This is a genomic window from Nitrosomonas sp. Is37, from assembly GCF_033063275.1.
In the GTDB taxonomy this organism is placed as follows: Bacteria; Pseudomonadota; Gammaproteobacteria; order Burkholderiales; family Nitrosomonadaceae; genus Nitrosomonas.
The window spans coordinates 115,637-137,169 of the sequence record NZ_JAWJYP010000005.1; the positions used below are offsets into that span (position 1 = coordinate 115,637).

Sequence of the window (21,533 nt, forward strand, 5' to 3'; positions counted from 1 at the left end):
AATCAATAAGAGCTTTCGATCAAGCAAATGACTACTATCGTTATTTGTAAGATTTAATTGCGTTTCTATTTGATTATTATGTTTTCGGTATTTTACCCATTCTTTTTATCAAGAAAAAATATGCAAAAAATTGTTTTACTGTGCTGCCTGGTAATTTCCTCGATCGGTTTCGTGCATTCAAAGGAGTTACCTGATTTTACAGGTCTAGTTGAGCAATATGGAGAAGCAGTTGTAAATATTAGTACAGTACAAACACAACAGATTCCAGGAAGTCAGATGCTTCCAGAAATTCCTAATATTCCTGAAGACTCTCCTTTCTTCGAGTTCTTTCGCAGATATATGCATCCATTCTCAGGTCCTAGGAAGTATGAATCCAAATCGCTAGGCTCTGGTTTCATTATTAGTAAGGATGGCTATATCCTGACAAATTCGCATGTCGTCGAAGCTGCCAATCAGATTACTGTAAGACTAAACGATAAAAGAGAATTTAATGCACAGGTTATTGGCACGGATCGTAAAACTGACGTAGCGCTTATCAAGATCGACGCGAAAGATTTGCCTGTGGTAACTCAGGGTGATCCAGATAAACTCAAGGTAGGGGAATGGGTCATTGCAATTGGCTCTCCTTTTGGTTTCGAGAATAGCGTAACTGCAGGTATAGTAAGTGCGAAAGGTCGCTCGCTTGCGCAGGAAAGCTATGTCCCCTTCATCCAGACCGATGTGGCGATCAATCCCGGTAATTCTGGCGGCCCTCTTTTTAATATGAGAGGGGAGGTGGTCGGTATCAACTCGCAGATTTATAGCCGAACAGGTGGGTTTATGGGATTGTCTTTCGCTATTCCGATCAATGTAGCAACAGAGATAGCTAATCAACTTAAGGCACATGGGAAAGTTTCACGCGGGAGAATAGGCGTTATGATTCAGGAGATGACTGAAGAACTGGCTGAATCCTTTGGCTTGTCTCAAGCACGTGGAGCACTGATTGTTTCTGTAGAAAAAGATGGTCCAGCAGACAAAGCAGGCATTGAGGTTAGAGATGTCATTTTAAAGTTTGACGGCAAAGATATTGCTGTTTCCAGTGATCTGCCGCGTATTGTCGGAAATACTAAACCTAAATCTAAAGTAGCGGTGGAGGTCTGGCGGGACGGCGCCACCAAGAATTTCACTATTTTGGTTGGGGAGATGCCATCAGATGAAAGTGATCGCGGCCACAAGCAAAGCAAAGCCCCTGATACTTCAAACCGCCTTGGATTGGCTCTGAATGAACTCTCTGACAAACAAAAGAAACAACTGGGTGTAGAGAGTGGCTTATTGGTCGAAGAGGTACAAGCTGGCATTGCAAATCGGGCTGGTATACGCCAAGGCGACATTATTCTCGGATTGAATAACCAGGACGTCAGAACGATCAAACAGTTTAATCAGTTGCTTAACAAGGTGGAGAAAGGACGGAATATTGCACTGTTGATAAAAAGAGGGGATATGACTACTTTCATCACGATGAAGCTCGATAATTAAAAATCTACATAATGTTTGATTCTATGGATAGGAAGAAGCTGATTGTATATGGTCGAAGGGATTGCCATCTTTGCCAGGAAATGATTGCATCATTGCAAAAATTACAGAAGCATATCGAGTTTAAATTTGAAATGATTGATATCGATAGCGATCCTCAACTGGTTAGTCAGTATAATGAGCGAATTCCAGTATTGGTGTCGGCAACCGGGAGACAAGACGAAATCTGCCATTATTTCCTTGATGAAGCTGCATTAGATGCGTATTTTGCTAAAATTCGATAGAATGCTGTCGGTTAAGCATAACCGACCTTTTTATTCGAAAATAAAGCAGATCTTCATCAAGCACTAGCAAAAAATTCCTGACTGACATTTAAAATTCCAATCGAATGCAACACATTCGCAATTTTTCTATTATCGCCCATATAGATCACGGTAAATCCACGTTAGCTGATCGCATCATACAGTTTTGTGGTGGCTTATCTGATCGAGAGATGGAAGAGCAAGTGCTCGACTCTATGGAGTTGGAGCGTGAACGTGGCATTACGATCAAAGCGCAAACAGTTGCTTTGAAATATCGAGCACGTAATGGTCAGACTTTTCTGCTGAATTTGATTGATACACCTGGTCATGTCGATTTCTCCTATGAAGTGTCCCGCTCCTTAGCTGCCTGTGAAGGTGCTTTATTGGTAGTAGATGCTTCCCAAGGAGTAGAAGCTCAGACAGTAGCAAATTGCTATACTGCGATCGAGCAAGGGGTCGAGGTGATACCGGTATTGAACAAGATTGATTTGCCTGCTGCTGATCCAGATCGAGTGATTGCAGAAATCGAAGATATCATCGGGATAGAGGCAAAAGATGCCTTGCATGTTAGCGCTAAGACAGGCCAAGGCATACAGGATATGCTTGAAGCAGTTGTCAGCCGTATTCCTGCACCCAAAGGAAACCCGAACGCACCGTTGAAAGCACTCATTATTGATTCGTGGTTTGATAATTATGTGGGTGTAGTCATATTGGTGCGGGTAGTCGACGGTATCTTGAAACCTAGCAATAAAATCATGCTCATGGCTAGCCACGCTACTTATCTATGTGAGCAAGTCGGTGTATTTTTACCTAAAGCAGAAAATCGCGATTCGCTGAGCGCAGGGGAAGTGGGTTTCGTTATCTCTGGTATCAAGGAATTGAAGTCAGCCAAGGTAGGCGATACTGTCACATTGGCCGATAATCCTGCCGCCGAACCTTTGGTTGGATTCAAAGAGATCAAACCACAGGTATTTGCCGGGCTTTATCCGGTTGAATCCAATCAATATGATGCTTTACGCTCTGCATTAGAAAAGCTGCAGCTGAATGATTCATCGTTACAGTTTGAACCAGAAACATCTCAAGCACTCGGTTTTGGTTTTCGTTGTGGTTTTCTAGGTTTACTTCATTTAGATATTGTTCAGGAGAGGTTGGAGCGGGAATATGATATGGATCTTATTACCACCGCGCCAACAGTTGTTTATCAGGTTGCGCTGCGTGATGGGAAAGTGATTGAAATTGAGAATCCATCAAAAATGCCCGACATTTCTAAAATTGAAGAGATTCGAGAACCCATCATTACTACAACGATATTAGTTCCAGAAGAATATGTAGGTACCGTTATGTCTCTGTGTACCGGCAAGCGCGGTATTCAGAAAAATATGCAATATATGGGCAGGCAAGTCATGCTTGTTTATGACATGCCACTAAATGAAGTTGTCATGGATTTTTTTGATAAACTAAAATCGGTTAGTCGTGGGTATGCTTCGCTGGACTATGAATTTAAAGAATTCCGCGCCTCAGATCTGGTTAAGCTCGATATACTGATTAATAGTGAAAAAGTGGATGCGTTGTCGTTAATCGTGCATCGTGCAAGTAGCCAACAAAGGGGACGTGAATTAGCACAAAAAATGCGTGAACTTATTCCACGGCAAATGTTTGATATCGCAGTGCAAGCAGCTATTGGTGCTCATGTCGTGGCCAGAGAAAATGTTAAAGCGTTGCGTAAGAATGTTTTGGCCAAGTGTTATGGTGGAGATATCACGCGCAAACGTAAGCTGCTTGAGAAGCAGAAAGCAGGGAAAAAGCGTATGAAACGAGTCGGTAATGTAGAGATTCCCCAGGCAGCATTTTTAGCTATTCTGCAGGTTGGTAAATAATGGGCTATGGGCTGCTGAAAAATTAAATTAATTGAGTGATAACCATGAATATTTATCCTTTCCATTATGTTATGTGCTTAGTATCTCATTAGGGAAAATGAAATGAATTTTCCTTTAGTATTATTCATCTTATTGATCGTGACTGGCAGTATCTGGTTGCTCGATTTTCTCTTTTTGAAGCGCAAGCGCGGAGAGGGTATCGAAGAGCCGTGGTGGGTGGAATATCCCAAAAGTTTTTTTCCTATCATTCTGATTGTTTTCTGTCTTCGTTCTTTTCTAGTTGAACCTTTCAAAATACCTTCGGGCTCGATGATACCTACCTTACTGGTAGGAGATTTTATTCTGGTAAACAAGTTTACCTATGGGATCAGGTTGCCCGTTATCAATCAAAAGGTCATTGAAATGAATCACCCCAAACGCGGAGAGGTCATGGTATTTCGTTATCCGGAAGACCCTTCGATAGATTATATTAAGCGAGTGATTGGTTTACCTGGAGACATTGTTACTTATCGTAATAAGAAACTCAGCATTAATGGTGTGCCAGTGGAAAGGGAATTGGATGGAGATTATAAATATATTGAATCAGGACTGGCTTATGTATACACCCAGCGTTTCAAGGAATTGATAGGCGATAAAAGCTATAACATACTGATCAATCAAGAAATGCCCAATATGCTGTTATCCAGCATACATTATTTTCCCTTCAGAGAGAATTGTGCTTTCGATAAAACGGGATTTACTTGTAAGGTGCCGGAAGGAAATTATTTTACGTTAGGTGATAATCGTGATGGTAGTAGCGATAGTCGCTATTGGGGATTTGTTCCAGAGAAAAATATTGTAGGAAAAGCATTTATGGTTTGGTGGAATTTTAGTGACTTAAGTCGAATCGGCTTGTCAATAAAATAGTGAATGCAGAATGGAATTTGGAGTGGGAAGATGCGTCATATGATGAGAAAAAAACAGCAAGGTATCAGTCTTTCTGGATTGTTAATCTGGTCAGCGGTGATCGTTATGTCTGCTCTTCTAGGAATGAAATTGATTCCATCCTACATAGAATATGCTGCAATTAAGCGGGCATTAGTTGCCATAGCCAGTGACCCAAGCTTGCAGGATGCTCATCCAGGGGAAATACGCCAATTGTTCAGTAAGCGTGCAGTTATCGATCAAATTACCGCTGTGAATAGTCGCGACATTCAAATTAGTAAAGTAGGCGGACAAACAGTTTTGAGCGTAAGCTATCCTGTTAAAATACCTTTATTTGCTAATATTTCTTTATATATTGATTTTACTGCCGCAAGCAATCGATGAACCCACATAGCTTAAATACTCCCCGACTACAAAACTTTCCATTAAAAAATCAAAGCAATTTCTTTCTCAAAATTGGCTATGTTTTTAAGCAACCGGAATTATTGCAAGAAGCATTAACACATCGCAGCTTTGGTTACCCGCATAATGAGCGCCTTGAGTTCCTTGGAGATAGCGCGTTGAATTGTGCGGTATCTGCCTTACTGTTCAAACAGTTTCCACTGTTACCAGAAGGAAATTTATCAAGGCTACGCGCTAATCTTGTCAATCAACATGCGTTATTTGAGCTTGCATCGGTACTTAGGTTAGGTGATTTAATCAGGCTAGGTGAAGGAGAACGAAAAAGTGGGGGGCATTACCGCCCATCTATTCTTGCTAACACGCTGGAAGCGCTGATAGGCGCCATTTACCTGGAAGGGGGATTCCTTGAAGTCGAAAATTTTGTTAACAATCTTTACAAGCCATTATTACAAAATTTAGATCTTGAAACCTTGGGTAAGGATCCCAAGACGATGCTGCAGGAATATCTGCAGAGTCGCAAGGCCGCCCTGCCGGAATATACTGTCATCGCTACGAGCGGAGAAGCACATCGGCAGAAATTTAAAGTGGAATGTGTCATTCCAAAGCTTAATATCCGAACTATAGGCGAAGGAACAAGCCGCCGCAGGGCTGAGCAGGATGCTGCAAAACAGGCATATGAATTGATCATTCATAGCTAATGGATCCAAATGCTTCGATTACTGAGAGCGTCTATAACTTTACTTTTTTAAAGTCTTCTTGAGTTTGAGTCATTTTATTCGTACTTATACCCTCAAATTACCCTTTATTTATCAACTTAATTTTAGGGGATAAATCATGTACGACTTCAAGATATATCAAGATAGCATTAAATAAGAGCAGAAAATATTCCATTAAATCTCCTATTTATGGCTTCCCCTCATTTCAGAACTGGTTATGTTGCCATTGTTGGACGTCCTAATGTCGGTAAATCTACTTTACTTAACCATTTGATCCAACAAAAAATTAGCATTACTTCTAGAAAGGCACAGACTACACGCCATCGGATCAATGGTATTTTGACCGATGAACAATCTCAATTTATTTTCGTAGATACACCTGGTTTCCAGACGCGCCATAGCAGTCAACTCAATCAGATGATGAATCGAGCGGTTATTCAAAGCATACGCGAAGTCGATATCGTCCTGTTCGTGATTGAAGCAATTCGATTTGATGAGCGTGACGAAGGGGTGCTAAAACTGCTGTCTGCCGATCGACCAGTCATCCTCGTGATCAATAAGATAGATCAATTGGCACAGAAAACCCAATTACTTCCATTCATAGAAAGTATGACTAAGAAATTTAGTTTTGCTGGCATTATTCCAGTCAGCGCGGCGAGCGGAATACAGCTACCTGAACTAATTGATATGGTCCGGCCTTATTTGCCTGAAAGTCCACCTTTGTTTGGTGAAGACGAAATTAGTGATCGCAGTGAGCGCTTTCTTGCAGCTGAGATGATACGTGAGAAATTATTTCGTTTGATGGGCGAGGAGATTCCTTACTCGACTACTGTACGCATAGATCAATTTACTGTAGAAGGAAATCTGCGCAGAATTTTTGCCTGCATTCTAGTGGAGAAATCCAATCAGAAAGCCATCGTGATTGGCAAGAATGGCGAAAAACTTAAAATGATTGCTACCCAGGCGCGGCAAGATATGGAAAAATTGTTTGGTGGCAAGGTATATCTCGAAGTATGGGTCAAAGTAAAAAGTGGCTGGGCTGATGATATCAATGCATTGAAGAGTTTGGGATATGAATGAGATTGAAGAATCTAAATGATTAATAAAACAGCACATTCACGAATTTGGTTAGAAGCGATTGGTGAGCTTCTCAATTTTTGTTTATAGGTACATAACAATCATGATTGCTTTGGGTGTTAACATTGATCATATCGCGACATTACGCCAGGCGCGAGGGACGGTCTATCCAAGTCCAGTGGAAGCAGCGTTGGTTGCTGAATCTGCGGGGGCAGATGCTATTACGCTCCACTTGCGTGAAGATCGAAGACATATCCAGGATCGGGATGTGGAAATTTTGCGTGAGCGGCTTCAAACCCGAATGAATCTAGAAAGCGCAGTGACTGAAGAGATGATTGCCTTTGCATGCCGCATCAAACCACAAGATGTGTGTCTAGTTCCAGAACGACGTGAGGAATTGACTACGGAAGGAGGGTTGGATGTGGTACGGCATTTCGAACAGGTGAAACAGGCTTGTAGTAAGTTAGCGGATGCCGGTATTCGCGTATCGTTATTCATTGATGCAGAGCGTGAGCAGATAGATGCCGCAGCCAGAGTGGGTGCTCCGGTAATCGAAATTCATACAGGTCATTATGCCGATGCCAAAAATAACGATGCGCAACAATGCGAGCTGGAAAAAATTTGCACAGCTGTTGCCTATGGTCTCAGTCGAGGATTAAAAGTCAATGCTGGTCATGGACTGCATTACCAAAATACCCGACCTATTGCAGCGATACAAGGTCTTTCAGAACTAAACATCGGACATGCAATTGTGTCACATGCATTATTCGTTGGGCTAGCACAAGCGGTTAGGGAAATGAAGCAACTCATCCAGGAAGCAAGTCAATGATCTATGGAATCGGCACAGATATCGTCGTGCCTTCCCGTATTGCTCAATCGCTTGAAAAATATGGTGAACGCTTTGCGCGAAGATTGTTAGCTGAGCATGAATGGCCTGATTATATCAAGGATGCTAAGCCCGTGATGTTTTTAGCAAGACGCTTTGCAGCCAAGGAAGCTCTTTCCAAGGCAATGGGTACTGGCTTGCGACATCCTGTAACATTAAGCAATATTACGATTGCCCATACCCCCCTTGGTAAGCCCTATTTTCTCTTTCATCCCGAATTAGCTGAATTGATCAAGCGTGAGGGAATCATTGGTCACCATCTTTCCCTTAGTGATGAATTGAATCTAGCCAGTGCCTTTGTGATCCTGGAGAAGGCGTGATGTCGCTGGGTCCTGTGATGCTCGATATCGCGAGCACCCAGCTATCAGTCGAAGATAAAGCAAGATTACTTCATCCTCTTACGGGTGGCGTCATCTTGTTTACCCGCAATTATGAGTCCGTTGAACAGTTGGCAGCATTGACTGCCGAGATTCATGCACTCAGGACCCCACCGTTACTCATTGCTGTGGATCATGAAGGCGGCAGAGTACAACGTTTCCGTAAAGATTTTATCCGGTTACCCGCGATGCATGAGCTGGGAAAGATCTGGGACAGACATCCCCGCCGGGCACGTCATCTGGCACAGCAAACCGGTTATGTGCTGGCAGCTGAATTATCTGCATGCGGTGTTGATTTGAGTTTTACCCCAGTACTTGATGTCGATTATGGGCAAAGTAGTGTGATTGGTGACCGCGCTTTCCATCGCATCCCTCAAGCCATTGCTGAGCTGGCGCATAGTTTAATGCTGGGGTTGAAATCAGGAGGAATGGGTGCAATCGGTAAGCATTTTCCCGGGCATGGGCATAGTCGGGCAGATACGCATTTTGAGATCGCTGTGGATGATCGTACCTTTGCCGATATCGAGATGGATGATCTGATTCCATTTCGTCAGATGATTGATTTTGGCCTGGCAGGTATCATGACAGCCCATGTGATCTACCCGGAAATGGATAAGCGTCCCGCTGGGTTCTCCAGCTTCTGGCTAAAAAATATTTTACGCGATGACTTGAGGTTTGATGGTTGTATCTTTAGTGATGATTTGAGCATGCGGGGTACTGCAGGTTATGGCAGCATTACTGAGCGTGCCGAGGCAGCATTACAAGCAGGTTGCGATATGGTACTGGTATGCAATGATTCCCAGGCTACTGACCAATTGCTGGAAACATTCCAATGGGAAATTTCTGCTGCAAGCCTGGTACGGTTAGCACGTATGCGTGGACGGCGTCATACGCAATCAATGATAACGCTACATGAAGATGCAAATTTCGTGCTGGCTGTCAGGGAAATCAGTGAAATTGGCATAGACAATCAGCAGCAATTGTCATTCTAATTGAATCAACCTCAAATGCTTTTTTGACAGATTGCCGGTTTGGAGGCGCTGTTGCTGAAAGGGTAGTTTCTAATGACGAATTTTCCTTCGTTTGTAACCAATCATTTTTATAAGGTGACTCATGACTAAATCTTTCGATGTAGCTGTAATTGGCGCAGGTCCGGGTGGTTATGTAGCGGCTATCCGCTGTGCTCAGTTGGGCCTTAATACCGTTTGTATTGATGAATGGAAAAATGAGCAAGGCGTAGCGAGTCTGGGAGGCACTTGTCTCAATGTGGGTTGTATTCCATCCAAGGCGCTACTGGAATCTTCCGAGAATTATGCCCGTGCTGCGCATAAATTTATTGATCATGGTATCAATCTAGAAGGTTTATCCATGGATGTACCCGTGATGATTACGCGTAAAAATAAAATTGTGAAGGCTTTTACTGGTGGTATTGCCATGCTGTTCAAGAAGAACAAGATCACTTCTTTGCATGGTAGAGGAGCTTTGCTTAAGCAGGAGCAAGAGAGTGGTCTCTGGAAAATTCAGGTAAAGAATGGCACTGAGATCGAAGAAATTCAGGCTGAATACGTTATCATTGCAACCGGCTCAACACCCCGCCAATTGCCGTTCATCAAGGTAGATAATAATCGAATACTGGATAATAGCGGCGCACTGGCGCTAACGGAGGCACCCAAACGTCTGGGTGTGATTGGCGCTGGAGTCATTGGCCTGGAGATGGGGAGCGTATGGCGCCGACTGGGCTCGGAAGTGACAGTGCTGGAAGCGCAGCCAAATTTTCTCATGGCCGCGGATGAACAGATTGCCAAGGAAGCACAAAAAATCTTTACGCGTGAGCTCGGTTTAGTGATACAGACCGGTGTCAAGATCAAGTCAATTCAAGTCGAAGAGCAGCAGATAGTCGTTGATTATGCTGACGCCAAAGCTGATTCGCAAAAACTGGAGATCGATAAACTGATCGTCGCGGTTGGCAGAAGTCCCAATACAGCAGGCCTCGGTGCTGACGAGATTGGTTTAAAAACGAATGAACGGGGTTATATTGAGGTCGATGAATACTGCCGCTCCAATTTGCCAAAAGTATATGCCGTCGGTGATGTGGTCAGAGGCCCCATGCTGGCACATAAAGCTTCAGAAGAAGGCGTGGCTGTGGCAGAAATGATTGCTTCCGCTAAGCAAGGCCATGCTAATGAGTCTGCCAAAGTTAATCTGGATATCATTCCATGGGTGATTTATACCTCACCGGAAATCGCTTGGGTAGGAAAAACCGAGCAGGAACTTAAATCAGCCGGTATTGCTTATCGTGCCGGACAATTTCCATTTATGGCCAATGGGCGCGCACGTGCCTTGGGAGAAACCAGTGGCTTTGTGAAGGTGCTTGCCGATGCCGACACAGACCGCATCCTGGGCATACATATGATTGGCCCCTATGTTTCTGAAATGATCGCAGAAGCTGTGGTTGCGATGGAATTTGCTGCCAGTAGCGAAGATGTTGCCCGTATCATTCATGCACATCCTTCGTTATCTGAGGTATTACATGAAGCAGCTTTAGCAGTAGATAAGCGTGCGTTGCATATCTAATAATCGGCTAAGCTAGTCAATTAGCCAGCCAATTATCCTGCTGGACGATAGTTACCCCACATATGTCAGAAATAACAATGTGGGGAATGTCTAGTATCAATATTTCACACACTGAGTTTTATCAGGGTTGACATCGCAAGACCAGGTTGTTTGGCGGATACCGCCTGCTTTATTGAATAGGAACTCAGCTTTCTGAACTTTGAGTTGTTCAGGTGTGGGACTCACTTTTTCCGGTATGAAGCGTTCCTGAGTCCAGAATCTTATCCGGCAGAAATCGGTTGCTTTGCCACAAATTTGATTGATTGCAGCACCATAGACCGTTTTATCCATTTCTTTGTCCAGATCTACCAATACCATATTCACAAATTTACCTGACTTTCCTATCTCTATGACGCGAACAACTCGCCACCCCAAGCCGCTTGGCAACGATTCGGTTGCTTGTGGTGTAGAAGCTTCTTCGGTTGCTTGCGGTGTAGAAGCTTCTTCGGTTGCTTGCGGTGTAGAAGCTTCTTGAGGGGGTTCTGCTGATTCTGCTTCCTCAGATAGCGCCTGAGTAGACCATAACAACGTCATTGCAAGAAACATACTACCGATTAATTTTTGATTCATTCGTCCTCCTGATATTCTTCTCTTTTAAATAAAAGTATTTCTGGTTCACAATTCTACCTATTTCAACCTGATATGAACAGTCAACCCATGAAGGCAAATTTTTGCCTGAAAGAGTACTAGAGGAGTAATCTGGAGCGCATGAAAGTATGCCGACTTGATCTACAGCTGGTGGATAGCGAGGACATTCTCGTTAAATTAAATCAGGGCATTACCTTGATTACCGGAAATCAGCGCTTGACCCATGTGTTTCGTCAGCATTCTGATCAGGCAGCGATCCTTAAGGGGGCAAAAGTGTGGTCGACACCGGATATTCTGCCGTGGCATAGCTGGTTACAGCGTCTCTGGGAGGAGGCATTGATCTCAGGAGAGATTTCTGAAGCCAGGCAACTGCTCGCGCCGCAGCAGGAACGCGCCCTTTGGCAAGAGTTGCTTAGTGCAGATTTGCCATTCCAGCCGATGGGTAAAGCTGCCTTGCAGGTGCAAAAAGCCTGGCAATTACTGTGGGAATGGCATTTGCCGCAGAACGAGTCGATTTTCCAGTATAACGATGACAGCAGATTATTCTGGAAATGGCAGTTGCTATTTCAACGTACCTGCCAGCAAAAGGGTTGGTTATCTCCTGGCTGCCTGCCAGACAAGCTCCGGCATTACTTTGAACAGGGAACATTACTACCGCCAGATGAATTAGTACTCATCGGTTTTGATGAGCTGAATCCTCAGCAATTGGCTTTGCTGGAAACATTGAATCGATCAGGCTGCCACGTGCAGTGGTTACAACTCAAACCGAAAGTCAGCCAAATTGGCCAGCTAGCCTGTACCGATCGTCGGCAGGAAGCAAAGCTCATGGCGCGCTGGGTTCGGCAGAGATTGGAAGACAATCCCGCGGCACAAATAGGAATAGTCGTGCCAAATCTGTCTGCCCTGCGGGAGATCATCGTGCAAGCATTGGATGAAATCCTGATGCCATCGGTCTTCCATCCAGGACATCAGCAGCAGGAACGCTCCTACAATATGTCACTCGGGAAGCCATTGACTACATTCCCACTGGTTACGACGGCATTGAAGCTACTTGATCTGTTGAAGCACACGATCAGTTTGTCAGACATAAGCCAATTACTTCATTCTCCTTTTATTGGCGGGTGGGAGCAGGAGTCGAGCGCACGCGCCTTGCTGGATGTGCAATTGCGTGAAATTGGGGAGCCCAGCGTATCGATTGACACATTGTCTTATCATGCTTCACAAACAAATCGCAGCTATGCCTGTGTGGTGCTGGCGAAAAAGTTAGGCATGCTGAAAGTATGGCTGCAAACCTGCTCACGTAAGGAGCATCCCGAGCAATGGGTGCAGCATTTCGATCACTTGCTCAAGACGATTGGCTGGCTGGAGGGTTATCCCTTATCGAGTGAAGAATATCAGACAGTTGAAGCATGGCATGCATTGTTAGCAGAATTGGCCACGCTGGATTGGGTAACGGGAGAGATTTCATTGTCTGATGTGTTGAGTCAGCTCTGGCAGATGGCGAGAGAGCGCATTTTCCAACCTCAGACAGGTGTTGCCCCGGTTCAGGTACTCGGACCCCTTGAAGCCCATGGTATCCAGTTTGATTATTTATGGATGATAGGATTACATGACGGCATCTGGCCAGGATCGCCACAGCCTAATCCTTTTATACCTTTGCCGTTACAGCGCAACCATGAATTGCCGCATTCGAGCGAGCAGCGTGAGTTATCGGTGACACGGCTGCTCATGCAACGCATTGTAACGAGTGCTGATCAGGTTATCCTGAGTTATCCGCAGCGTAATGGTGACGAGGAGCTACGCGCCAGCCCTTTGATCAAGGGTTACACCTCTTTAGCAGTAGATGCGCTGTTAGCGAATAACATGCCTTCCTGGCGTGAGATCGTTCATGACAACTCTCAGTTGAGTGAACTGTTACACGATCCTGCTCCGATTTTGGAGCAGACGGCGGTCAAAGGTGGCAGTCACATTTTTAAGCTGCAGGCAGCATGCCCTTTTCGCGCGTTTGCAGAATTGCGGTTAGGTGCCCGGCCGCTTGGGCAGATCCAGATCGGCTTGAATGCCATGGCTCGAGGCAATCTTTTGCACCGAGCCATGGAGAAAGTGTGGGATAAACTTGATTCATATGAACAGCTGTTAGCATTACCGGATACTGAGTTGAGTGAGCTGGTATTGGATCAGGTCCAAGAAGTCATTAACACTATGGCTTCCCATTATCCGCAAACATTTAACCAACATTTCCGCGATATGGAAATCAAGCGCTTGCATCGACAGGTAGCGACGTGGCTAGAGCTAGAAAAAAAGCGCTTACCTTTTCGCGTCATTGCCAGAGAAAGAAAATATGAATTGACGGTGGGAGCGCTCAGTATTCAGCTTAAAATCGATCGCATCGATGAGATTGCCGCTAGCCGTCAACTGATCATAGATTACAAAACGGGCCAGGCTAAAGCCAGTCAATGGTTTGGCGATCGTCCCGATGAGCCGCAACTGCCGCTATACAGCTTAATTTTTCCTGATGATCTTGCAGGCATAGCTTTTGCCCAGCTACGAACGGGGCAGATGGCATTCAGCGGGGTTACGATTGAGGAGGGGATCCTGCCTGAGGTGAAATCATACGAAAAACTTAGCCAGAGCCGTGAGATTGGCAACTGGCCCCAACTGCTGACTCATTGGCGAGTGACCCTGGAAAGGCTAAGCGACAGTTTTTGTCGTGGTGAAGCTGCAGTTGATCCCAAGCGATATCCTGCCACTTGCGCCTATTGCACATTACAGCCGTTATGCCGTATCACTGAATTGACCCTCTTAGGTGAGGTGGATATCGAGGAAGGGGAGGGTGAGGGATGACGGCGCTGCAAAGTGTCGCTGATCAGGCTGAGCGGCTGCGGGCGCTTGATCCACAACATTCCTTTATTGTCCAAGCACCCGCCGGCTCAGGCAAAACCGGCCTATTGACCCAGCGATTCCTGGTGCTGCTGGCAAGAGTCGATTCGCCAGAAGAAATCGTGGCGATTACCTTTACCCGCAAGGCAGCGAGTGAAATGCGCCAACGGATTTTGCAGGCATTGCTGGATGCCCAAAATTTACCAGCGCCGCAAGAGCACTATGCACGTCAAACCTGGCAACTGGCTCAGCGTGTGCTGCTGCATGATCGGGCCAAGGATTGGCAGCTACTGGATAATCCTGCACGTTTGCGCATTCAGACGATCGATTCTTTGTGTGCCAGACTGGTTAGTCAAATGCCTATTCTTTCAAAATTAGGTGCTTTGCCATCGATTGCTGAGAATGCAACAGAACTCTACCAGCAGGCGGCCAGGCAAACGATCGAGGCAGTGGAAGCGGGAGATGAGTGGTCGCATGCCATTGCTCATCTGATTGAACATCTGGACAACCAACTGGACAAACTGCAGCAGTTGCTTGCCAGCATGCTCGCACGCCGCGATCAGTGGCTACCTTATCTTGCCGACCCCAATCATGCAGGACTCATGCGTGACCAACTAGAAGGTGCGCTGGCTGAGCTCGTGATCGATGCCTTGCGGGAGTTGACCGATCATGCTCCGGCAATGTGTAAGGAAGAAATGGCCACGCTGGCAAGATTTGCTGCCAGTCAGCTTGAAGGTACAGAGAGCAATTCTCCCATCACCCATTGCCAGAACATGCAAGCGTTACCAGGCTCGCAAATTTCTGATCTTGCGCAATGGGAAGGACTGGCCACCTTGCTGCTGACGAAAGAAGGCAGTTTGCGCAAGACGGTTACCAAAAATATAGGCTTTCCCTCGCCTACTCAGACAAAAAACCGGGAAGAGCAGGCATGCTATCGAGCAATGAAGCAGCGCATGGAGGCTTTGCTGGAAACACTGGCGGTTGAAAGTGAATTTATTCAGCAATTAGCTCAGCTCCCGGCATTGCCTTCACATCAATACAGAGAAGAAGAATGGGAGACGCTGCAGGCATTATTCAAATTGCTTAGATTGGCAGCAGGATATCTGGAAATCACTTTCCGGCAAACGGGACGGGTCGATTTTCCAGCGCTGACCCGGGCTGCAATTCAAGCGCTGGGAGAATCTGAGGCACCGACCGATTTAGCCCTGGCGCTGGACTATCGTATCCAGCATTTGCTGGTAGATGAATTTCAGGATACCTCATTCAATCAGGCTGAATTATTGACACGATTGACCGCCGGCTGGCAAGCAAGCGATGGGCGCACATTATTTCTGGTGGGTGATCCGATGCAGTCCATTTACCGATTCCGACAAGCCGAGGTCGGGTTATTTCTCGAAATTCGCGATCATGGATCGTTTGGTCAGATTCCACTGGAGTTCCTGCGCTTATCGGTCAACTTCCGCTCTCAGCAGGGCATCGTCGACTGGATCAATCAGCATTTCCCTCTTATTTTGCCAGAGAAGGATGACATGACTTTGGGTGCCGTTTCCTATGCGCCGTCGGTCGCCTTTCATGCAAACTCAAACAGAGAGGCAGTGATTTTTTATCCCTCGCTGCAGCGCGATGATCTTGCTGAAGCACAACAGATTGTGTCTATAGTGCAGCGGGCTAAAGACGCGCTTCCGAATGGGACTACCGCCATTCTAGTGCGTAACCGTGCTCATCTTATGCAGATCATTGTGCAACTGAAACAGGCAGGATTATCCTTTCAAGCGGTCGAAATCGAACAACTCACCCATCGTCCCGTGATTCAGGACTTACTCGCGTTAACCCGTGCCTTGCTGCACCATGGCGATCGCATAGCTTGGCTGGCAGTATTGCGCGCACCTTGGTGTGGACTGACTCTGCGGGATTTATATGTCTTGGCGGGTGAGGATTGGCAAAAAACTATCATTGACTTGCTGCGCCATCCACCTCAGCTTGCGCAGCTCAGTGAAGATGGTCAACAGCGACTTAGCCGTGTGTTGCCTATTCTTGAGAGCGCGATCTCTCAGCAGGTAAAACGCTCGTTGCGCAGAAATGTGGAAGGGACCTGGCTTGCGCTAGGCGGGCCTGCCTGCGTGACGGATGAAACAGATCTGGATGATGCGGAAGTTTATTTTCAGTTGCTGGAAAAGCTGGAGGAAGCAGGTCAGCCGCCGGATATCCAGACCCTCAGTGAGCATGTGGGGCAACTCTATGCCTTGCCGGATGTAACGGCCGATGGTTCGTTACAACTGATGACCATTCATAAGGCAAAAGGGCTGGAGTTTGACACGGTGATCCTACCGGGCCTTGGTCATAAAGGTAAAAATGATGAAGCCAGATTATTGTACTGGATGAAACATCAATTTAAATCAGGTCAGCCAGCATTGCTGCTCGCACCGATCAATGCGGTGGGCGATGAGGCCAATCCGATTACTACCTACCTACGGCAACTGGATCAAATAAAAGGCTATCGGGAGGATGGCCGTTTGCTGTACGTTGCAGCCACGCGCGCCAAACATCAACTGCATCTCTTCGGGCATGTGAATCAGCCGGTGCTGTCCGATAACATGGAAATCAAGGAACCACCGGCAAACACCTTGCTGGCGCGGTTATGGCCGGTTGCCGCAGCACATTTTCAGGCTCTGCTGCATGCTAACACCCTGGCTAAAGAATCAGCAGAAAATACCGCGCAAGAAGTGGTCATCCAATTGTCATCCCACTCGAGCAAGCGATTGCGGTTGGCGACCGACTGGAAGCTGCCTGCGCCACCTGAGACGGTCAAGGTGGCTATTGCTGCGGCTTGTTCCATCCCGGAAGAATCGATTGAATTTGATTGGGCGGGCGAAACCGCCCGGCAGGTTGGCACAGTGATCCATCGATTGCTGCAGCATGTCGGCAGTATCGGTATCGAACATTTTGCGCCGCAGGATTTGTCCCGCTTTGAACGTGCTGGTCAGTCATTACTGCTGCAAATAGGTGTCACGCAGAGCCATTTTGAGCAGGCGCGAACACAACTGTCCGCTGCACTTAAGAGGTTATGGCAGGATGAAAGAGCCCGTTGGATTCTGAGCAGGCAACATGCCGAGGCGCGTTGTGAATGGGCATTAAGCGGTATGCGCAAAGAAGGACTCGATCATATTGTCATGGACAGAACCTTTGTCGATGCAACGGGAACACGCTGGATCATCGATTATAAAACAGGTACTCACATGGGGAGAGACATCGAAGCCTTTCTCGATAGTGAGCAACAGCGCTATCGCCCGCAACTGGAACGCTATGCCATTTTGCTGCAACAAATGGAACAACGACCTATTCGTCTGGGGCTGTATTTTCCAATGCTTGGGAAATGGCGGGAGTGGACGTTTGCGGTAAATGAATAAGTAATTCCATTTCTAAATCAAATCTGACTTTGTCGGCTTCTCCTTGCCGTATTATTTATACTGTCTGCGGCTCGCCTTCGTGTCATGTTTGATTTGGAAATGGAATTATACCGATAACTTGGAGAATCGTCTCGATCAGCATATGACAGGAGCCATTCCAAGCTGCTACACATTCAAGCGTAGGCCTGTCGAATAATGTTTACGCAAGAATTTTTCTCCCGTGAAGAAGCGCTCGCTGCTGAACAGCAAATCAAAGACTGGAGTCGGAAAAAGAAAGAGGCAATGATGCGGGGGGATTGGATAGAAGTGTCACGCCTTGCTCGCTCTCGTACTGTTCACCCTTCGACAGTTCAATAAACCTACTGCTAAGACGAGCGGATTCCGACCAAGGAGCATTTGCTTTAGCATCTTTTTACAGCATCTGAAATAAACATTACCTTTCCATGACATGAAGCAATTACCCACAGCCTTATCCACGGAAATTGTGGATAATAAAACCTAAACCTGTCTCATTTTCATAGGAGCATTGTCAGCATGTCATAATCGCTGAGGTATCATGACTTTGCTCGCTCTCATGCTGTTCGCCCTGAGCAGTGAGCTTGTTGAACTGTCGAACTGTCGAAGGGCGAAGAGGAAGCAAATCTGCTCACCTTCGACTGTTCAATAAACCTACTACTATGACAAGCGGATTCTGTCCAAAGAGCATTTACAAATTTTGTATCAATCTGGGCTGCAAAAGTTTTAGCATCTTTTTGCAGCATCTGAAATAAATATTACCTTTCCATGACATAAAGTAATTACCCACAACCTTATCCACGGAAATTGTGGATAATAAAATCTAGCATGCGGATTAGAGGACCATTTTTTTCGATGCTCCTAGAACTCATGGATAACAATTGTATGCAGATGCATTATTGCCTGCCTATTTGTTATCTTTTAGCATCATCATGTAACAAAGCTGAATTGGTTTGACCGTTGCTTCTAATCCGCTTCGAATGTTGTACAGAATAATCTCAATTATTTGAGAAACCTAATCTTTCTCTAGCGTTAAAGCCCATAAATCTTTATCAGGGGATAAGGAAAAATGATGAGAATTGCGACATTCAACTGCGAAAATCTCTTTGCCCGCTATAGATTCCGAAATAACTTTAACCCGAGGGAGGACGATGGGTTTACCATCAATAATCTCGCATTTGAGATCTATGACGAAACTGCAAAGCAGATTACTGCCCAAGCGATTCGAGAAGTCAATGCTGATGTCATCGCATTACAGGAAGTGGAAAGCCTGCCAGTTTTAGATCGTTTTAACTTAAGATATCTGGGTGGATTGCGCTATAAACATCGCATCGTAATCGATAGCCATGATCCAAGGGGGATTGATGTTGCGTTGCTAAGCAGATATCCATTAACCTCGATTAGATCATACCGGCACGAAAGGAATGCAGCTAACACCGCATCACTTTTCTCACGTGACTGCCTGGAAGTTCATATTGATATTGATGGCAAAGAGTTGACCCTTTTTGTGAATCATTTCAAATCTATGGTAGGTGGACGCGATGCAACCAGAGTAAAAAGGGTAGAGCAAGCTCAACGGGTAGCAGAAGTAATATCCGAGCAATGGCATGAAACAGGTTATGAAGGTAACTATATTGTCCTTGGTGATCTTAACGATTACCCAAGTCATGACACCTCGCTTCACGTCCTGCTTGCCCATGAGGGTCTGGTAAATGTGATAGATCGACTTTCCAAGGATGAACAGTGGACGCATTTTTATGCTGGCGGTAACGAGTATCACCAGCTGGATTACCTTCTGTTGTCTTCATCGCTAGCCAACCATAACCCCTCTTCCCCGCAAGTCATGAGAATGGGGTTGCCTTATCGGGCAGAGCGCTATTCTGGCCAAAGATTTCCCCATGTTGGTGAAGACAACCCCAAAGCATCTGATCACGCACCCTTGTTTATGGATATTCAGCTTGATTGACGAGTTACCTAATCACCTAATCAGCGCAGTTTGATAACAATGATCGGCGTATCAATCATGCCGACATAAAACACGATCGTCTCCGCCGGAGCTTCTCCTTGATTAATGCCGTAGTGCAAGGCCACCTCGACAAACGGAGGTTCCTTGCTCGCATTAGAGGTTGAATTCCGCTGCCGATAGCGCTACCCAATGTGTAATTCCATTTCTAAATCAAACCTGACTTTGTCGGCTCCCCTTGCCGTATTATTTATACTGTCTGCGGCTCTCCTTCGCGTCTTGTTTGATTTGGAAATGGAATAAGCTTCGGCACGTTGCAGCGAGGAATCTAGGTTCAAGTTGCATTTTCGCGCGCAATAGCCTGCAATATAGCCTCGGCCCATAACTTAATACGATATTGCCGGCGATCGAACGACGAGGCCGATCTAATCTGGTTGGGTATTTTGAATTTGCTATTTAATCCCTTATTGCCAATATGCGGAACTTCGATGATTGTTTTGCCAGATTCTCGGATAGCCTGGGAAAGCACTTTTGCCTTGTTGCCGCACAAGATGACGAGATTACAACCCTCCAGCTCGCTCAGTACTCGCTGGACATTTTGCGGCTTTTGTATTTCTCTGTTATCTGCCTCTGACTTGCCATGACCGAGTGCAACCGCGATCGGCTCGGCGAAACTATTAGTGATTCGATAGTCGTAGCGATGCAAGGATGAGAATAGTGTTGGCTGAGCGGAGTGTAGATGAACCAAAGCTGCTTCCAGATTTGCTCCGCTTTCCCCGGCAACAGGCTTCCCTTTACGTTTTTCTTCTTCCCCGGGAGCGCTGAAAACAAAGGCAATGGGAAGATGACCTTCGCAGAAATGAGAAGAGAATTTCATCTGCTGCGGCCTAACAGCTGAATTCGCTGGCTTGCACGATACTTGGTGCTCGGAGATTCATCAACGACTCCTTGAAAACATTTCAATTAACCTCGTAGATCGTTCCAGTAAACCCTTTACCGCTCGCGGTGAGCAGTAAGCTTGTCGAGCTGTCGAATCGTTCGCTGCTCACAGCTCAGTCCGAACGGCGCTTTGGCAAGCGTTATACAAGAATGATCTATTATTCCATTTCTAAATCAAACCTGACTTTGTCGGCTTTTCCTTGCCGTATTATTCATACTGTCTGCGGCTCGCCTTCGCGTCATATTTGATTTGGAAATGGAATTAGGTTCATTATATTCATACTTTTTAGCTCTTTTTTGAAGCACCCCGAGGTAAATAAAATAAATAAAATCAGAGCCTGCTTCAGCTTCATAGCAGCGTTATCTCACTCGATCAATTTTTGTTGCTTATTTCTTACCAATGCCAGGTGTCAGGCGCTAAGTATTTATAGGTATTTTATTAATCAGTGTATCTTGTGATAAGCTATTGAGCATCAAAGATTAACAAATAGAGCATTTATTTTCCTAATTTACAGGTGATGATCGACTGGTGGCGGCTAGTGAGGCAGAACCAGAAGTCGAGCGACAGAAAGTGAATGTGCTCATTCGCACGGTTGAGGCCGTGCTCACCTGAACAATATCTCATTCATGAAGGAGGAAATCAGCATGCGCGACCTGTTCAGATTGATTGTTATATTGCTGGCGCTCGGCTCGCTCTCGGGCTGTGCAGCGCTGGTCGGCGCCGGTGCAGCCGGTGGTGCCTACGAGTACAAGACCAAGGAGCGGCTGGATAAGCTGGCAGAGGACTTCAAGGCAGGTAAGATCACCCGCGAAGAGTATCTAAAGCAGAAAGAGCAGATCGAGAAGGGCTCGCTTGTCTACTGACATGACCTCTGGTTATATCCTGGAGGGTTCTTGCGCAGAACAGATATAAATCTGAGAAATTTCCACAGATTTGTGTGGCTCTAACAAATTAATGAAATTTTGAGCAGTAAATAGCTAGAGCATTCTGCACTTAAATAGAGTCGATAAGGGATTCTCAAAGGATGAGATATAGTTGATGATCTTGCTATAAG

At 45.8% G+C, this 21,533-nt stretch carries 18 protein-coding genes; 16 read left to right on the forward strand and 2 right to left on the reverse strand.

Annotated elements, in window-relative coordinates:
* Positions 1-120: 120 nt before the first annotated feature.
* From R2Q26_RS03985 to lpdA, 11 genes are all read left to right on the forward strand, one after another.
* Complete coding sequence (locus tag R2Q26_RS03985; RefSeq protein ID WP_317535076.1) at positions 121-1,515, forward strand: DegQ family serine endoprotease; 1,395 nt, start codon at positions 121-123, stop codon at positions 1,513-1,515.
* A 23-nt stretch (positions 1,516-1,538) separates the two neighbouring features.
* Positions 1,539-1,796 carry a glutaredoxin family protein gene (locus tag R2Q26_RS03990; RefSeq protein WP_317535077.1) on the forward strand — a complete coding sequence of 86 codons (258 nt, stop codon included), beginning with the start codon at positions 1,539-1,541 and terminating at the stop codon, positions 1,794-1,796.
* Positions 1,797-1,900: 104 nt separating this feature from the next.
* Positions 1,901-3,691: a translation elongation factor 4 gene (gene lepA, locus R2Q26_RS03995; protein ID WP_317535078.1), complete on the forward strand. Its 1,791-nt coding sequence runs from the start codon at positions 1,901-1,903 to the stop codon at positions 3,689-3,691.
* 102 nt (positions 3,692-3,793) lie between these two features.
* On the forward strand, positions 3,794-4,597 hold the full coding sequence (gene lepB / locus R2Q26_RS04000) for a signal peptidase I (RefSeq protein ID WP_090566312.1): 804 nt from the start codon (positions 3,794-3,796) through the stop codon (positions 4,595-4,597).
* A gap of 39 nt (positions 4,598-4,636) precedes the next feature.
* A complete protein-coding gene (locus tag R2Q26_RS04005) occupies positions 4,637-4,999 on the forward strand; it encodes a DUF4845 domain-containing protein (protein WP_317535079.1) in 363 nt (120 codons plus the stop codon).
* Positions 4,996-5,715, forward strand: a complete 720-nt coding sequence (gene rnc / locus R2Q26_RS04010) for a ribonuclease III (protein WP_317535080.1) — start codon at positions 4,996-4,998, stop codon at positions 5,713-5,715. Before R2Q26_RS04005 ends, rnc begins: the two co-directional genes overlap by 4 nt.
* A gap of 207 nt (positions 5,716-5,922) precedes the next feature.
* Positions 5,923-6,813: a GTPase Era gene (gene era / locus R2Q26_RS04015; RefSeq protein ID WP_317535081.1), complete on the forward strand. Its 891-nt coding sequence runs from the start codon at positions 5,923-5,925 to the stop codon at positions 6,811-6,813.
* A 100-nt stretch (positions 6,814-6,913) separates the two neighbouring features.
* On the forward strand, positions 6,914-7,639 hold the full coding sequence (pdxJ, locus tag R2Q26_RS04020) for a pyridoxine 5'-phosphate synthase (protein ID WP_317535082.1): 726 nt from the start codon (positions 6,914-6,916) through the stop codon (positions 7,637-7,639).
* Positions 7,636-8,016 (forward strand): holo-ACP synthase, encoded by a 381-nt coding sequence (acpS, locus tag R2Q26_RS04025; RefSeq protein ID WP_317535083.1) that lies wholly within the window; start codon positions 7,636-7,638, stop codon positions 8,014-8,016. Before pdxJ ends, acpS begins: the two co-directional genes overlap by 4 nt.
* Complete coding sequence (nagZ, locus tag R2Q26_RS04030; protein WP_317535084.1) at positions 8,016-9,065, forward strand: beta-N-acetylhexosaminidase; 1,050 nt, start codon at positions 8,016-8,018, stop codon at positions 9,063-9,065. The genes acpS and nagZ overlap by 1 nt, the downstream gene beginning before the upstream one ends.
* A 121-nt stretch (positions 9,066-9,186) precedes the next feature.
* Positions 9,187-10,647 (forward strand): dihydrolipoyl dehydrogenase, encoded by a 1,461-nt coding sequence (gene lpdA / locus R2Q26_RS04035; RefSeq protein WP_317535085.1) that lies wholly within the window; start codon positions 9,187-9,189, stop codon positions 10,645-10,647.
* Between the two features lie 96 nt (positions 10,648-10,743).
* Here the strand turns inward: lpdA and R2Q26_RS04040 are convergent, their stop codons facing one another.
* Positions 10,744-11,256, reverse strand: a complete 513-nt coding sequence (locus R2Q26_RS04040) for a hypothetical protein (RefSeq protein ID WP_317535086.1) — start codon at positions 11,254-11,256, stop codon at positions 10,744-10,746.
* A 138-nt stretch (positions 11,257-11,394) separates the two neighbouring features.
* Here R2Q26_RS04040 and R2Q26_RS04045 point away from each other — a divergent pair, with 138 nt between their 5' ends.
* The 4 genes from R2Q26_RS04045 (at position 11,395) to R2Q26_RS04060 (ending at position 19,542) form a co-directional block, all read left to right on the forward strand.
* The gene (locus R2Q26_RS04045) at positions 11,395-14,118 is read left to right on the forward strand and encodes a PD-(D/E)XK nuclease family protein (RefSeq protein ID WP_317535087.1); all 2,724 of its coding nucleotides are present in this window, start codon (positions 11,395-11,397) and stop codon (positions 14,116-14,118) included.
* Positions 14,115-17,561 carry a UvrD-helicase domain-containing protein gene (locus R2Q26_RS04050; protein ID WP_317535088.1) on the forward strand — a complete coding sequence of 1,149 codons (3,447 nt, stop codon included), beginning with the start codon at positions 14,115-14,117 and terminating at the stop codon, positions 17,559-17,561. The genes R2Q26_RS04045 and R2Q26_RS04050 overlap by 4 nt, the downstream gene beginning before the upstream one ends.
* A 195-nt stretch (positions 17,562-17,756) precedes the next feature.
* Positions 17,757-17,918 carry a hypothetical protein gene (locus R2Q26_RS04055; RefSeq protein ID WP_317535089.1) on the forward strand — a complete coding sequence of 54 codons (162 nt, stop codon included), beginning with the start codon at positions 17,757-17,759 and terminating at the stop codon, positions 17,916-17,918.
* A 727-nt stretch (positions 17,919-18,645) separates the two neighbouring features.
* Positions 18,646-19,542 carry an endonuclease/exonuclease/phosphatase family protein gene (locus R2Q26_RS04060; RefSeq protein ID WP_317535090.1) on the forward strand — a complete coding sequence of 299 codons (897 nt, stop codon included), beginning with the start codon at positions 18,646-18,648 and terminating at the stop codon, positions 19,540-19,542.
* 331 nt (positions 19,543-19,873) lie between these two features.
* On the opposite strand, the gene R2Q26_RS04065 is transcribed toward R2Q26_RS04060, so the two are convergent.
* Positions 19,874-20,416, reverse strand: a complete 543-nt coding sequence (locus R2Q26_RS04065; RefSeq protein WP_317535091.1) for a hypothetical protein — start codon at positions 20,414-20,416, stop codon at positions 19,874-19,876.
* 707 nt (positions 20,417-21,123) lie between these two features.
* Here R2Q26_RS04065 and R2Q26_RS04070 point away from each other — a divergent pair.
* Positions 21,124-21,342, forward strand: coding sequence for a hypothetical protein (locus R2Q26_RS04070; RefSeq protein ID WP_317535092.1), 219 nt, complete (start codon positions 21,124-21,126; stop codon positions 21,340-21,342).
* Positions 21,343-21,533: the final 191 nt, after the last annotated feature.